The sequence below is a fragment of the Vreelandella titanicae genome, from assembly GCF_014697095.1.
Lineage (GTDB): Bacteria > Pseudomonadota > Gammaproteobacteria > Pseudomonadales > Halomonadaceae > Vreelandella > Vreelandella titanicae.
In genome coordinates this window covers 261,199-276,544 of sequence record NZ_CP059082.1, presented here as the reverse complement: position 1 = coordinate 276,544, position 15,346 = coordinate 261,199, and the positions used below count along the sequence as shown (strand labels likewise).

General features: G+C 58.8%; 11 protein-coding genes. 3 read left to right on the top strand and 8 right to left on the bottom strand.

Annotation, left to right across the window (positions count from 1 at the left end):
- Positions 1 to 83: 83 nt before the first annotated feature.
- From HZS52_RS01245 to HZS52_RS01230, 4 genes are all read right to left on the bottom strand, one after another.
- Positions 84 to 1,202, bottom strand: coding sequence for an extracellular solute-binding protein (locus HZS52_RS01245; RefSeq protein WP_223828025.1), 1,119 nt, complete (start codon positions 1,200 to 1,202; stop codon positions 84 to 86).
- Complete coding sequence (locus HZS52_RS01240) at positions 1,192 to 2,943, bottom strand: chloride channel protein (protein ID WP_190374031.1); 1,752 nt, start codon at positions 2,941 to 2,943, stop codon at positions 1,192 to 1,194. The genes HZS52_RS01245 and HZS52_RS01240 overlap by 11 nt, the downstream gene beginning before the upstream one ends.
- 82 nt (positions 2,944 to 3,025) lie before the next feature.
- Complete coding sequence (locus HZS52_RS01235) at positions 3,026 to 5,872, bottom strand: valine--tRNA ligase (RefSeq protein WP_022520159.1); 2,847 nt, start codon at positions 5,870 to 5,872, stop codon at positions 3,026 to 3,028.
- A 175-nt stretch (positions 5,873 to 6,047) separates the two neighbouring features.
- The gene (locus HZS52_RS01230; RefSeq protein ID WP_190374030.1) at positions 6,048 to 7,223 is read right to left on the bottom strand and encodes an MFS transporter; all 1,176 of its coding nucleotides are present in this window, start codon (positions 7,221 to 7,223) and stop codon (positions 6,048 to 6,050) included.
- A gap of 161 nt (positions 7,224 to 7,384) precedes the next feature.
- On the opposite strand from HZS52_RS01230, the gene HZS52_RS01225 reads away from it, so the two are divergent.
- Entirely contained in the window at positions 7,385 to 7,843 is a 459-nt protein-coding gene (locus HZS52_RS01225; protein ID WP_022520157.1) for a Spy/CpxP family protein refolding chaperone, read from the top strand.
- A gap of 310 nt (positions 7,844 to 8,153) precedes the next feature.
- On the opposite strand, the gene HZS52_RS01220 is transcribed toward HZS52_RS01225, so the two are convergent.
- The 4 genes from HZS52_RS01220 to HZS52_RS01205 form a co-directional block, all read right to left on the bottom strand.
- Positions 8,154 to 9,605, bottom strand: coding sequence for a Fic family protein (locus tag HZS52_RS01220; protein WP_138800416.1), 1,452 nt, complete (start codon positions 9,603 to 9,605; stop codon positions 8,154 to 8,156).
- An 83-nt stretch (positions 9,606 to 9,688) separates the two neighbouring features.
- Positions 9,689 to 10,120 carry a DNA polymerase III subunit chi gene (locus HZS52_RS01215; RefSeq protein ID WP_022520155.1) on the bottom strand — a complete coding sequence of 144 codons (432 nt, stop codon included), beginning with the start codon at positions 10,118 to 10,120 and terminating at the stop codon, positions 9,689 to 9,691.
- Positions 10,121 to 10,220: 100 nt separating this feature from the next.
- Positions 10,221 to 11,318: a branched-chain amino acid aminotransferase gene (locus HZS52_RS01210; RefSeq protein ID WP_190374029.1), complete on the bottom strand. Its 1,098-nt coding sequence runs from the start codon at positions 11,316 to 11,318 to the stop codon at positions 10,221 to 10,223.
- Positions 11,319 to 11,484: 166 nt separating this feature from the next.
- On the bottom strand, positions 11,485 to 13,005 hold the full coding sequence (locus tag HZS52_RS01205) for a leucyl aminopeptidase (RefSeq protein ID WP_159176006.1): 1,521 nt from the start codon (positions 13,003 to 13,005) through the stop codon (positions 11,485 to 11,487).
- A 146-nt stretch (positions 13,006 to 13,151) separates the two neighbouring features.
- On the opposite strand from HZS52_RS01205, the gene lptF reads away from it, so the two are divergent.
- Together lptF and lptG are read left to right on the top strand one after the other, a co-directional pair.
- Positions 13,152 to 14,231 carry an LPS export ABC transporter permease LptF gene (lptF, locus tag HZS52_RS01200; RefSeq protein WP_190374028.1) on the top strand — a complete coding sequence of 360 codons (1,080 nt, stop codon included), beginning with the start codon at positions 13,152 to 13,154 and terminating at the stop codon, positions 14,229 to 14,231.
- Positions 14,231 to 15,310, top strand: a complete 1,080-nt coding sequence (gene lptG, locus HZS52_RS01195; protein WP_190374027.1) for an LPS export ABC transporter permease LptG — start codon at positions 14,231 to 14,233, stop codon at positions 15,308 to 15,310. Before lptF ends, lptG begins: the two co-directional genes overlap by 1 nt.
- Positions 15,311 to 15,346: the final 36 nt, after the last annotated feature.

The window sequence follows — 15,346 nt, the reverse complement described above, 5'->3', positions numbered from 1 at the left end:
ACCTCGTTCCCAATGTCGTAGTACGGTTATCAGCATTGCCACGTTAACTGTAACCGCCCATTTTTTGAAACCGCACTGCGCATTCATTCTTGTGTCGTCAGGGCTTCACGAAACAGGGTCTCGCGAAAGAGGGCCTCAATGCGTTCCTGGGTACGGGCATACCAAGTCTCGTCCTTGGTCACCGCACCCTGGGCGTTGATGGGGTGGGTGGGAATATGCAGGCGCATGTCCAGGCCACTGTCGCGGTGGGTGGTAACCTGCATAGCAGCAGAGCGTCGCGTTGGGCCATAGGGGATATGCCGGGCCAACTCCACTTGGCGCTCGCTGGTGGTGGCGAAGCGGATAAATGTTTGGGCCGCCTCGGGGTTCGGGGCACCGCGGGGGATCGCCCAGGTCTCATGTTCCTGGAGCTGGCCGTCCCAGAGGATCTCGATGGGCAGGTCGCGCTCCACCATGGCGGCGAAGAAGCGGCCATTGTAGCCGGAAGCCATGACCACCTGGCCCTCCTCCAGCAGGCGCACCGGGGTTTCACCGGCCTCCCACCAGTGGATATTGTCGATGCTTTGCAGCCGGGCGAAGGCCAAGTCCAGGCCGCGGCGGGTACTGAGCAGACGGTAGAGTTCTTCCCGGGGAACCCGGTAGGCGAGTAGCGCCCACTCCAGATTAGCCGCGGGGGTGCGCTGTAAGGCCCGGGGGCCAGGGAAACGCTGTTGATCGAAGAGATCGGCGATGCGAGTGGGGCGCTCCCCGGGGAAAGCATCACGGCGATAGGCCACGACGGTGGCAAAGATCGAATGGCTGATAAAACAGCGACCCAGGGCGCCAGGAAGGAAATCTTGGGATGCCGGAGTGCCGTCCGGCGCTGGGGCGGCTAGCTCGGGGGGGAGTGGCTCCAGTAGGCCCTCTTCGCAGGCTGCCATGGCCTCGCTGCGGGTCATATCGAGTACGTCCCAGGGGACATCGTTCTCCGCCACGGCCTGGCGCAGTTCCGTCAGGCCGCCGTTATAGCTGTCCACTGCCACCGGTATATCATGGCCCTCGGTGAAGGGTGTGAAGAGGGCAAGGCGCTGGGCGTGCTCGTAGGCACCGCCCCAGCTCAATACCGTCAGAGAGTCGGCAGCGTCGGGCACTCCCGCCCTGATGGGGGTTGCCAGGACGAGCAGCCCGGCCAGAAGTCCTGGGATCAATCGTCTAGCCAGCACCGTGTTCCTCCCGTCGTAGGGCGTCGCTGTGATGCAAGAAGGCTCGAGCAATGCTCGACTCATAGGCCACCCCCAAGAAGCGCCGTTCGTCATCCACGACGGCGATGGCCTCGCCGGTGACCTTTTGTAGCTGCTGCATTGCCTCCCAAAGCGAGGCGTGCGGATCGAGCACTGGGCGGGGCGTTTCGGGACAGTCGGCCAGGGTTGTAGCCTCGCTGCCTTCGCGGAGGGTCTCAAGGCCTGCCAGAGTCACGCAGCCTTGGTAGCGCCCTCGGTCGTCCACCAGATAAGCTTCGCCATGGCCCGCTTGACTAAGGCGCGAGATGGCCGCTTTCAGTGGGGTCGCGGGGGCCAGGGTGACGGCATCATGACTAATCAACTCGGTCAACCGCGCCTCCTGGAGCACGGCGCGGCTGCGGCCAGCGGAGAGATCCAAACCACGGCGGGCTAATTGAATATCGAATAGCGAGCGGCCGAACAGTTGGGCGGCCAGAGGATTGGCTAGCGTGACGCTGGCCAGGGCGGCGGTGGTCAACGCATAACTGCCGGTAAGTTCGAAGACGATCAGCAGGGTGGTAAGAGGCGCGCCGAGAACCGGTGCGGTGACCGCGACCATGCCGCACACCGCATAGAAGATAAACGTCTCCTGGCCGCCCCTCAGCTCCGCTACCAGGGTGCCCGCTAGGGCACCGAAGAGGGTGCCGATCACCAGCGCTGGGCTGAAGACACCACCAGCGAAGCCCAGCCCCAGGCACAAAGCGGTCGCGGCCAGCTTTAGTAGCAGTACCATCAGCAGCTCGCCGCCGCTATAGGCCCCGGGCAAGGTGGCGAAGCGCAGGGTTTCTTGGCCCATGCCGAGAATATCGGGTACCCAAAGAGCCGTTAGGCCGAGCAAAGCCCCGGCTAGTGCGGGATGAAGGCTGGTGGGCAGCGGTAGCCGCTTGGCCAGCTGGCCCATGGCAAGAATGGCATGCATATAGCCTCCAGCCACCAAGGCGCCTAGGCCACCCAAGGCTAGGAAAAGGGCGAATTCCCAAGGTTGAGGCACGTCAGGCTCAGTGATATGGAACAGCGTCCCCTGAGCAAGCAACTGAGTGGCCAGCACATAGCCGACGATGGCGGCGGAAGCCACTGGCGCGAAGGCGCGCAGGGCATAGTGGCGTAGCACGACTTCGTGGGCGAAGACAATGCCCGCCAGTGGTGCATTAAAGGCCGCAGCGATGGCTGCCGCTACCCCGCAAGCGATAGTGATATTGTCCTCTGAGCGCCCCAGGCGCAGCAAGCGTGTGATTAGGGAGCCGAGAGTCGCGCCGAGATGTACCAGGGGGCCGTACTGACCCACCGAGGCGCCTGCGCCTAACGACACCAAACCGCTTAACGCTGAGAGAGCACCAGCCTGGGCGGGTAGGCGACCTCGGCGGGTCTGGACGGCTGCGATGGCGTCGGCAGGGGTATGGGGGCGGCCCCCAGGCAGGCCGCGGTGCAGTTGACCAACGAGCAGCCCCCCAAGGGTTGGCACCAGCAGGGTAGCCAGTATCACCAGAGAGGTGTCTGCAGCCATCATCTGGCCTCGGGGGGAGATCAACAGCAGGTCGTTGAGCCATACCACCGCATTGACGAAGCCAACGGCTACAAGAGCCGCCACTCCGCCGACGACACTGCCCAAGAGTACCAAGCCAAGGAAACGCAAGACTGCCAGGGGGTGTCGGGGCGAAACGCTGTCTGTGCTGGGGGAGTCCATTTACCCGTTATAGGCGCTATCCGATCAGCGGGCAAGCGCGCCGGCGCCATGCAGTCAGAGCTGCCTGGCGCCGGGGGAGGACTTACAGCGCTGAGATTTTAGCGCGCTGCTCTTCCAGCAACTGCTTGGTGGCTTGGAATTCGGCTAGCTTGCCGCGCTCTTTATCCACCACCGCTACCGGGGCTTTGGCGATAAAGCCGTCGTTGCTAAGCTTCTTCTCGATGCCGCCGATCAGCTTGTCCTGCTTCTCAATCTCTTTGCTTAAGCGGGCGATTTCGGCGTCTTTGTCGATCAGGTCCGCCATCGGTACCAGCACTTCCATGTCGCCCACCAACTGCGTGGCTGAGAGCGGGGCGTCGTCTGGGTTTTCAAGCCAGGTAACGCTTTCGAGCTTGGCGAGTTTGGAAAGGAAGCGACGGTTGCTCTCCAGGCGCTCGGCGTCTTCGGGCTTGCCTTTGGTGAGCAGCACGTCAAGCGGTTTGCCGGGGGCGATGTTCATTTCGGCGCGGATGTTACGCACGGCGATGATGACGCCTTTCAACCACTCGATATCCAGGCTGGCCTGGTCGTCGATTTTGCTTTCGTCGGCTTCTGGCCAGGCTTGCAGCATGATCGACGCATCGTCACCCATATACACGCCTGCCAGCGGCGACACGCGCTGCCAGATCTCTTCGGTAATATAAGGCATCATCGGGTGAGCAAGGCGCAGAATCGCTTCGAGTACGCGTACCAGCGTGCGGCGGGTACCGCGCTTGGCTTCTGCCGTGGCATTTTCATCCCACAAAACAGGCTTGGAAAGCTCCAGGTACCAGTCGCAGTACTCGTTCCAGACGAACTCATACAGCGCCTGGGAGGCGTGGTCGAAACGGTACTCGTCCATCGCCTTGGTGACCTGGGCTTCGGTTTTCTGCAGCTGCGAGATAATCCAGCGGTCGGCCAGTGAAAGCTCAACCTCTTCACCACCAGTGCCGCAATCTTCGCCTTCGGCGTTCATCAGCACGTAGCGCGAGGCGTTCCACAGCTTGTTGCAGAAGTTGCGGTAGCCGTCCAGGCGGCTCATATCAAACTTGATATCACGCCCGGTGGTGGCTTGGGAGAGGAACGTAAAGCGCAGCGCATCGGTGCCGTGGGCTTCAATACCGTCTTTGAACTCGTCCTTGGTCGCTTTGGCAATCGCCTTGGCCTGTTTCGGCTGCATCATATTGCCGGTGCGCTTTTCGAGCAGTTCATCCAGCGTGATGCCGTCGATCAGGTCGATGGGGTCGAGTACGTTGCCCTTGGATTTGGACATCTTCTGCCCTTGGCCGTCGCGCACCAAACCGTGTACGTAAACCGTCTTAAACGGTACCTGCTTGGTGAACTTCAGGGTCATCATGATCATCCGGGCAACCCAGAAGAATATGATGTCAAAGCCGGTCACTAGAACGCTGGAAGGGTGGAAGGTCTCCAGCTCCGGGGTTTGTTCCGGCCAGCCGAGGGTGCCGAACGTCCACAGGCCCGAGCTGAACCAGGTATCGAGTACGTCTTCATCTTGCGTCAAGGTTACGTCGGGGCCGAGCTCATGCTTCTCGCGAGCTTCGGCTTCGCTACGAGCAACGTAGACATTGCCTTCCTCGTCGTACCAGGCCGGGATGCGGTGGCCCCACCACAGCTGGCGGGAGATACACCAATCCTGCAGGTCGCGCATCCAGGCGAAGTACATGTTCTCGTAGTTCTTGGGCACGAACTGGATATCGCCATTTTCCACCGCTTCGATGGCGGGCTTGGCGAGGGACTCCACGGCTACAAACCACTGGTCGGTGAGCAGCGGCTCAATGACATCGCCCGAACGGTCACCATAAGGCAGGGTGTTGTTAACGGCTTCGACTTGCTCTAGCAGGCCCAGGGCGTCCATGTCGGCAACGATCTGCTTGCGCGCTTCAAAGCGGTCGAGACCTGCGTACTTGGCAGGCAGAGTGGCGTCTACATCGGGCTGGGGCTGTCCTTTCAGGTCGAAGATCTCGGCCTGTTCAAGGATCGCCGCGTCTTTGGAGAAGACGTTTATCAGCAGGTGGTTCTGGCGCTTGCCGACTTCGTAGTCGTTGAAGTCGTGGGCGGGGGTGATCTTGACGCAGCCCGAACCTTTCTCCATATCGGCGTGCTCGTCAGCAACCACCGGAATACGGCGACCGACCAGCGGTAGCTCAATGAACTTGCCGACCAGAGAGGCGTAGCGCTCATCGTCTGGATTCACCGCCACACCGGTATCGCCCAGCAGGGTCTCCGGGCGGGTGGTGGCGACTACGAGGTAATCCTTGCCATCGTTGGTTTTGACGCCGTCCGCCAGCGGGTAGCGGAAATGCCAGAAGCTGCCCTGCTGCTCTTTGTTCTCCACTTCCAGGTCAGAAATGGCGGTGTGCAGTGTCGGATCCCAGTTGACCAGGCGCTTGCCACGATAGATCAACTTCTCTTCGTGCAGGCGCACAAACACTTCTTGTACCGCCTTGTAGAAGCCGTCGTCCATGGTGAAGCGTTCGCGAGACCAGTCGACGCTAGCGCCCATGCGGCGCAGCTGGCGGGTAATATGGCCGCCGGACTCGTGTTTCCACTCCCACACTTTGTCGATAAACGCATCGCGACCAAGGTCGTGTCGGGTCTTGCCCTCTTCAGCCGCAATCTTGCGCTCCACCAGCATCTGCGTCGCGATACCGGCGTGGTCGGTGCCTACCTGCCACAGGGTGTTATTGCCCTGCATTCGTTTCCAGCGCGTCAGGGTATCCATAATGGTGTCCTGGAACGCGTGGCCCATGTGCAGGCTGCCGGTCACATTGGGCGGTGGAATCATGATCGAAAAAGGCGTGCCCTGGCCGGAGGGGGCGAAACGGTTGTCGGCTTCCCAGCGCTCGTACCAGCGGGTTTCGATCTGTTCGGGTTGGTAGGTCTTTTCCATGGAGAGTTGGCTCACGGCTGGCGAGAAATGTGCAAAAATGTATAAACGCATAAATGCGCAAATGCATAAATGCATAAATGCATAATTTAATGGGCGTGAGTATACCGCGTAAGGGCAGTGGTCGTCAGGGGCTACTCACGCTCTATTGTGGGTGCACAGTACGTATGTGATGTGTTTATGAGAGCTGTTTATGGGCAGAAAATCCGCGCATGGCGATTAGCCCGAGGATGGGGCCCGGCAATAGCCAACAAATGACAGCCAGCGACTGGCTCGACCACAGCGCTGTGACCAGTGCAATGGAAGGAATGGTCAGCCCAAAGCCGATCGCATTCATCATCGCCAGCGCTGCTCCTAGCCGCTCGGGTGGAGCCGTGGCGCTGGCCAGCGCAGAGAACTGCGCGGAGTCGGCAATAACGCTAACGCCCCATACGCCGAGAAGCACCAGCAGCAGCCAGGGCGAGGCGCTGCCCAACAGGGGATAAACCAAACAGAGCGCACCGGAGGTAGCCAATGCCACGCAGGCCACTCGGGCACTGCCAATCTGTCGGCTCCATTTGCCTGCCAGCACGCAGCCCGGTAAGCCCAACGCGATCACCGCAAAACTTAGCCACGGTTGAGCGCTGTTTGCAGCACCCAAGCGCTCCAGCTCCCGGGCGACCAGAAACGGCACCAGCGCCCAAAGGGCGTAAAGCTCCCAGCAGTGGCCGAAATAACCCAGTGCGGCGGCACGAAAGCGGGGCTGTTTGAAAGCGGCCAGGCCTGCCCAGGGGCGGCCGCTTTTGGCGGTGGCTGGCAGGTGGGGGCCAACGCCCAGCTTGAAAATCATTAGCGCAGCGGCCAGCGCCAGCAGTGACGCCAGCAGCAATGGCCACTGCCAGGGTAAACTCAGCGTTAAACCGCGTAGCAGATGCGGGGAGGCAATACCCAAGGTGAGCATGCCCACCAGCCAGCCCAGTGCCGCCCCGGCATGGCTGGGTGTCCAACTCACCACCAGCTTCATACCCAGCGGGTAGATACCCGCCAGACAGAGCCCGGTCGCAAAGCGCGCAACAGCGGCGAGCGTTACGCTCTCGGCCACGCCAATAAAGGCGGCGTTGATCAGTGCGCCGAGAACGGCAGAAATCGCAAACAGGTGGCTGGCACGAATTCGGTCGGCAAGACCAGTGGTTGCGATCAGCAGCGTGCCGGTAATAAACCCTGCCTGAACGGCGATGGTGAGCAGACCCAAATCGCTTTCGCTGAGGCCGACGGCCTCCTGAAGCGCCAAGCCAACGCCATTAACGCTAAACCATAGCGAGGTGCCGAACAGCTGGGCGATGACAATCGTAACAAGCGGGTAGCGCGTGAACACGTTTACGTCTCCATGAGGGCAAAGGGCGCGGCCAGAGCCCGCTAATGGTAATCAACAATTTACCGTTACGACGAATTTTTTAAAAACAGCAGTGTCGGATCACAAGACCCGTCAGGATTCGTCGGGCAGGAAGTACAAATTTGTTCGCAATTGGAGTTTTTATGCACGTAGCCAAGCTTTTCCTTCCAGCCGTTGCAGCACTGGCATTCAGTGTTCCCGCCATGGCCCAGCAAATGGCTGGTAGCACTCCCAGTGTCGATGACCAAGTTGATCAACTTGACGAAATGGTCGATCTGAATGATGGGCAGAAGGAAGAACTCAGCAACCTTTTGACCCAGATGCAAGACGACGTTGGTGCCAATGAGCAGGAAGCCCAGCAGTTGCAACAGCAACTCAGTGAGCACGTTCAGACTGATTATGACGAAGCCGCCATTCGGGCAGATGCAGAGCGTCTTGGTGACCTAACGGCCGAGATGACCGCGGATAGCATTATCATACAGTCTCAGATCGAAGGCGTTTTCACTCAGGAGCAGCGCGATCAACTGGATGAGGCCGTGGCTCAACAGCAGCAGCAAATGCAACAACAGATGCAGGAGCAGATGCAGCAACAGGGGGGCTAAGGCAAAGACGCCTGGGACGCACTGACAGCGATTGCCGACTTCCGTTGATGACCCCGCCAAGTGCGGGGTCACGTGTTTGTGGCTGATGATTTTCTCGGGCTTCTTCGAGATGTTGGTATGTTCGAACAGCATTGACTGGATGCGTTGCTGAAGTTGGTTAGCGGCCACCGCTCCAGACGGCACGCTCAGAGCAGAGCTCACGCTGCCGAGGGGAGCTCGCCTTCGCTGGCACCTTGACGGATCGAATCAATCAATTCTCAGGGCATTGACCTTGACCAGTCTTCCCTCTTTTCAGGTTGGTTTGCCCATATCAATGTTGTCTTCCTTGAGTGGCTACCCATTTCTGCCCGGCTGCTGTCAGACGGTACTTCTGACGGCTGCTGCGTGGCTTGTCTGGAATTGTCATTTCAATAGCGCCGACCTTTAATGCCGGACGCAGATAGGATTCCCGAAAGTGGTCTTCATGCTTCAACCCAAGCGCTGCTTGTATATCTGAGCGCTTCATTTCGCCTTGCAAGACCGCGAGTAGTCGTGTGACTTCCCCGGTGACTTCCCCGGTGACTTCCCCGGTGACTTCCCCGGTGACTGGTGGGGTATCGTCCGTCCACTCCGCCTCTGGCCGCCAAGCGATTGCACTGAATTGATTGCCTGAAGGGTCATTAAGCAAGTCAATCTTTGGCCATGCCTCAAGCGCTCGTGGAATGCCACTGCCCATACCGCGATAGGGTAAGATATGGCTGGCATGTTCGGTGAGCGTAGGATTACGGCGGATGGTCTTACCCCGGCGAATGTCCTCAGCGCTCAGGCTATCCGGCAGGTGGCCAGGGCTGACAATCTCCACACGATCGGCAAAGACCATCAAGCGGACGGAAGCGCTGGTGAAGTAGTCTCGGTGAATCAAGGCATTGACCAACAACTCTTCCAGCGCCGTTTCGGGAATCTCCAACTCGCCCAGGGTGTTGAAACTACGCCCGTGCTGCACATGGTGCAAATTGCGCTTGATAAAGGCAAAAGCGCCACGGAACTGCTCCAGTAGGGTGCCCTTGATATCTTCGCTATCCAGGTAGCGAGTATCGTGCAGCGCGGTGCCGGGGAAGGCCACTGCCTTCACTTCAAAGGCCGGACGCCAGCGCTGAGGATTGCGACCAAACAGCATCAGCCCCGCCAGATTCAACTCCTGCCCATCGCCCAGGCCCAAGTTCTGCAGCAACTGCTCCCGTGTCAGACCGGAGAACTCGCTGCTCTCACCATAGCGGCGATTGAAGTAGCCAGTAAACGCCTTGTCATCGATATCCTCCACCGAAGTACCCGCTACTGGTACTACATCAGCGTAAACCAGCCCAGAACGCTGGAACATGCGCTGCAGTTCTTCGCGGGAGGTCACATGCCGTTTGTCCGACCCCTGCTTGACCCAAATGCGGCCTTGATTATCAAGATACGGTTTGGCCAGCCCATCGGGCACCTCCATCACTATTACAATGCCCTGATCTGTCTGCACATTCTCGGTCAGCGGATGCACGGGAGGACGTACATGCTGGGAGGCAGCGTTGCCAAGTAGCTGGTTCAACCGCCGTACCGCCGCGCCATCCAGCCCTGCAATTGAGCCGTCATCATTGACGCCCAGCAACAACCACCCGCCGCCACTGTTGGCAAAGGCGGCCATCTCAGCGGCAAGGCCATCCGCGTTGGTGGCATCGCGTTTGAACTGGTGGCGGCTGTCTTCGCCGCGTGCGACCATATCAAGAAGTTCACTTATCGTCATGGCTTACTTCGCTTCAGCTCGCGATGGAGAAAGGCGTCAATTTCAGCGTCTGGTCAAGCCTCTTCGCGTTGGATGCATTGTGCCTACCCCAATTTATGCGGCACGACCTCATGGCCCATCTCTTTATAGCGCTGCCAGCAGGCGCGTTTGGCGACCAGCACCTGTTGGTGCTGATTAATAATCTCGGCAATTCGCGCGTAGCGCTCTACGCCTTCGGGTATTTCCGGGTGTAGATTAAGCAGCGCGGTTTCTTCCGTGGGCACCGGCAACTGCTGCCAACCTAGCGTAATCGGCACGCTGGCAGCCATCTCGCTATCTTCTAGAGCATGGGGTAAATAGGCGTCCGGGCGGAAATTCCATAGCGCGTTATCGGCCTGCTCGGCGAGGGCTTTGTCTTCACAGTGGAGATGCAGGCGGTAGCCTTTGCGCCAGATGGTCTCGGCCAGTTTGCAGGCGAACTGCAAGCGCGCCTCCAAGGTGGTATCGGGCAGAATGTAGAAATCAATGCGCGCCATAGCGGTTCCAGGTAAAACGATTTCAGATACGTCGATTGCAAACAGCACCGCCGCAAGAATGCGGCGGTGCTGAAAGGATAAGCGCTGGTTTTAAAACCGCTTAAACCAGCTGGGTTAGCCAGCCGTACTTATCTTCGCTGCGGCCATACTGCAGGTCGAGCAGCTTGGTACGAATGCGCATGGCAATCTCATTATTGCCACCGGCAGCTAGCTTGATACGCTCGTTTTCGCTGACCAGTTCACCTACTGGGGTGATAACCGCGGCGGTACCGCAGGCAAAGATCTCGGTGATCTCGCCAGACGCCGCGCCTTCGCGCCATTCGTCAATGCTAATCGGGCGCTCTTCCGGCGTTAGGCCTTCATCTTTCGCCAGGGTTAGTACCGAGTTGCGGGTCACGCCTTCCAAAATCGTGTCGGTCAGGCGCGGGGTCACCAAGCGGCCATCTTTGAAGACGAAGAACAGGTTCATGCCGCCGAGTTCTTCCACCCACTTGTTTTCAGCGGCATCGAGGAACGCGACCTGACCACACTGGTGGGCTTCGGCCTCTTTCTGCGCAGCCAATGAAGCAGCGTAGTTACCGCCACACTTGGCAAAGCCAGTACCGCCGGGGGCTGCGCGCTTGTAGTTAGACGAGAGCCAGATTGATACCGGGGCAATGCCGCCTTTAAAGTACGCCGCCGCGGGGGAGGCGATCACGTAGTAGTCCACCTCATGGGCGGGGCGTACGCCCAAGAAGGCTTCCGAGGCGATCATAAACGGACGCAGGTAGAGGCTGCACTCGTCAGAGGCGCTGGCGGGTGTCGGTACCCAGACATGGTCTTGCGCTAATAGCGCTTTTAGCGAGCCAATAAAGTCTTCATCGGAAAGTTCCGGCAGCGCTAACCGGCGGGCACTGCGGCGGAAGCGCTCGGCGTTTTTCTCAGGGCGGAACGTCCAGATAGAGCCGTCGGCATGGCGATAGGCCTTGATGCCCTCAAAAATTTCCTGGCCGTAATGCAGCACAGAGGCGGCGGGATCCAGCGTTAGCGGGCCGTAAGGGCGCACTTGGTGTCCGTGCCAGCCGGCGTCAACCGTCCAGCGCACATGGGCCATGTGATCGGTAAAGTGTTTGCCAAAGCCGGGGTTTTTGAGAATGTTGTCACGGATCTCATCGGCTATCGGCTGGTTGGATGGCAGAATCTCAAAGTTAGTGGGCACGGCATGTTCTCTCTACTTGATCCAAGCCCTGAAGGGCAAATATAGGCGTCGTAATATAAGCGTTAAAGTGGTCGTAGCGTGTGCCTTGAGATAAGGCACACGCTAATGGGTTTAGGTGTAACGGTTGCGTCAAATAAAGGCAACCGTTGATTGCCCGATTGTGTTGTTAGACGTCGCTATTTTCTACTTGGGCGTCTGCTTCACGGTCAAGCAGGTACTGGGTTAACAGCCCAACGGGGCGGCCGGTGGCGCCTTTTTGCTTGCCGGAGTGCCATGCGGTGCCGGCGATATCCAGGTGCGCCCAGGGGAAGTGATCGGCAAAGCGTGACAAGAAGCACGCAGCGGTAATCGTGCCCGCGGGGCGGCCACCAATATTGGCAAGGTCGGCAAAGTTGGACTCAAGCTGCTCTTGATACTCATCCCACAGTGGCAAGTGCCAGGCGCGATCCCAGGCGGCTTCGCCCGCATCCAGCAGATCCAGTGCCAAGTCATCGTCGTTGGAGAGCAGGCCGGTGGCGTGGTGGCCCAGGCCAATAATCACGGCGCCGGTGAGAGTGGCGATATCCACTACACTGGCGGGAGTAAAGCGCTCGGCGTAGGTGAGTGCATCGCACAGCACCAGGCGGCCTTCCGCGTCGGTGTTAAGCACTTCGACGGTCAAACCTTTGAGGGTTTTGATGATGTCACCGGGCTTGGTGGCATTGCCATCTGGCATGTTTTCCGCGGCGGCAACGATAAATACCAGGTTGAGCTTGGGTTTAATCGCCAATACCGCTTTGACGGTGCCGAACACGCTGGCGGCGCCGCACATATCGAACTTCATTTCGTCCATGCTTTCGCCGGGCTTGAGCGAAATACCGCCGGTATCAAAAGTAATGCCTTTGCCTACCAATACATGGGGTGCTTCTTCGCTTTCTTCGGCGCCCTGGTACTTCATAACGATCAGGCGTGTCGGCTCTTTGCTGCCGCGGCCTACGGATAGTAGCGAGCCTGCACCCAGGGCTTCCAGCGCTTCTTCATCGAGAATATCGACCTCGAGCGCGCCTTGTGAGTCGCGACCCAACTGCTCTGCCTGCTCGGCTAAATAGCTGGGCGTACAGACGTTACCGGGCAGGTTGCCCAGCGTGCGGGTGTAGTTGATGCCTTGGCCAATAGCGTTGCCCACTAGCGCACCCTGCTTAGCCTGCGGGACAGCGTCGGCATCGGTGATAATTAACGTCAGCTTGGCAAGGCTGGGGGTTGGCGTGGGCGAGGATTTGAACTGATCAAAGCGATAGATAGCCCGCTCCGCAGCTTCCATTACCTTGCGTGCTTTCCAGGCCGCATCGCGGTCAGTCAACGGAACATCGCCAAATACTACGCTGGCTTCGTCAATAGGCAGTTTCACTAGCGCGGTCATGGCCGCATCCAGCGCCTTGATGAAGGCCGCTTCCTGGCATTTTTCGCGCTCTCCCAAGCCCACCAGCAAAATGCGTTCGGCCCCCAGGCCTGGCGCAAAGGGTACCAGTTGCACGTTGCCCAGTGCTGCGTCAAAGTCGCCGCGTTCGAGCAATTGGCCAATCAGGCGCTCGCTGGCGTCGTCCAGTTTGGCAACGGTGGGCAGGAAGTCGCCCCCTTTATAAACCGGCACCAAAAGGCAGGGTGTTTCAGCTTTGGCTGGGTTCGCGGTCTGAACGGAAAATTCCATGACGTCTCCAACAAGACAAGCATCGAGGGATTCGGGATAATGCCCCGTTGCTTTTGATTTTGAAAAGGGACTGAAAATAGTTTGATTAGTGTACCCAAGCCATACGCTTATTGCATGGCATCCTGCACGACTAGCCGGAGAGCGCGTTGATTTTATTTCGGTATCTAACTCGCGAAGTATTACTCACCATGTCGGCAGTCGCTGGCATTCTACTGCTGGTGATTATGGGCAGCCGCTTTATCCGCTATTTTTCGGACGCGGCGGAGGGCGATATTCCCGTCACCATGCTAGGCAGTCTGATGATGTTTCACCTGCCTGGCTTTATGGAACTGATTCTACCGCTGTCGTTTTTTCTAGGCATCCTGCTCGCCTACGGGCAGCTCTATATGAACAGCGAAATCACTGTAATGGTCGCCTGTGGGATGAGCTCCACGCGGCTATTGAAGGTGACGTTGCTGCCTGCCAGCGTGGTGGCGGTACTGGTCGGTGTCTGCAGCCTGTGGCTAACGCCTTTTGGGGCGCTGCAAACCGAGACCGCGCTGGAAGAGCAGCGCAGTCGCCTGGATGTTTCCGTGTTGGCGCCGGGGCGCTTTCAAGAGTTCGGCGGTGGCCGTACCGCCTATATCGGCAGCTTCTCAAGCGACGGAACGGAAATGCAGGATGTGCTGGTGCACGAGCAGAACCAACAAGGCGACGAAGGTACTCACGACTACGTTACCCGGGCGGCATCGGGCTATCAGGAAACCCGCCTCGAAACGGGTAGCCGTTTTCTGGTGTTGGATGACGGTGAGCGCTACGGGGTGACGCCGGGCGATAAGAGTGCCGAGCGGCTAACGTTTGAGCGTTATACATTGCGACTAGGGCTGAATCGCGACCGGCAGGAACTGGATTCACTGGAGTACGCCACTACGCCTGCGCTATGGAGTAATCCAAGCCCCCGTGCCCAAGCCCAGTGGCAGTGGCGGGCAGGACTCCCGCTTATGGTGTTTGTGCTGGCCTTGATGGCGCAGCCGCTTTCCCGGGTTAATCCCCGCCAGGGGCGCTTTGGTAAACTACTGCCCGCCGTCTTTTTATACGTCGCCTATCTCAGTCTGCTTCTGGCAGTGGTCGATGCTACTGGCAGCGGCACCTGGCCGACTACGTTGGGGGTGTGGCCGGTACACGGACTGTTCTTAGGGTTGGGCCTGCTAATGCTGTGGCGCTCGCAACGTAAGGGGACGCGCTGATGCTGAAGTTGTTAACGGTAGCTGATCGTCTTGATCGTTACATCGCCCGCAACGTACTGGCGGCCATTATCGTCGTCCAGTTCGTGCTGCTTGGGTTGGATATTACCATTGCCTATATCGATGATTTAGGTGATGTACAGGCGGGTTATACCGCACTCGATGCATTGCTTTACCTGCTTATGCGCACGCCTTGGCGCTTTTATCAGTATGCCCCGGTGGCGGTGTTGATCGGCGCGCTAATTGGCTTGGGCAGTATGGCCTCAAGTAACGAACTCACCGTTATGCGCGCCGCTGGGCGTTCTCTGGCGCGCATTGTATGGGGGGTGATGAAACCCGTGCTGGTGGTCGTGGTCGTGGTGCTGTTAGTTGCCGAATACGTTAGCCCACGCACCGAGCAGTATGCCGAGGCGTGGCGGCTGGAAAAACTCCAGGGTGAAGGCGCTGTGTTGACCAGTCGCAGCGGCTGGCAGGTAGAGGGTGACAGCGTCTACCGTTTTGGGGCAATTCGCGCGGATAACGTCGTGCTCGATTTAACCCGCTATCGCTTTGATGACCGCCAACTGGTCGAAGCCACTTACGCTCAGCGCGCACACTGGGAAAACGATGCCTGGCGTTTGGAAAACGTCGCTACCACGCGTATTTTTGACGATCACACCGAGTCTGAGCAGATGGCAAGCATGGGTTGGGACACCTCTTTCACCCCCACCCAGCTAGAGAGGCTGCTGCGCGATATTGAGAGTCAGGCGCCCAGCGAGCTTTGGGCCTATGCCCAGTTCCTTGAAGAGCAGAACCTGCAGAATGATCAGGCACTGCTGTATTTTTGGCAGAAGATGCTGATGCCGCTCACCATGGGGTCGCTGGTGCTGATTGCCGCCTCCTTTGTATTTGGCCCGCTGCGCACCGTGGCCGCTGGTACTCGGGTGTTTTATGGCGTTGTCACTGGGCTGAGCTTTAAGTACGTTCAGGATCTACTGGCGCCCGCCTCGACGATATTTGGCTTTTCACCCGTCTGGGCCGTACTGGTGCCGACTCTGGCCTGCGCTGGGGTCGGGATCTACTTTCTACGTCGCAATGGTTAATGCCGCAATAGTAGCCATCACAGCCTCGTATCGTCC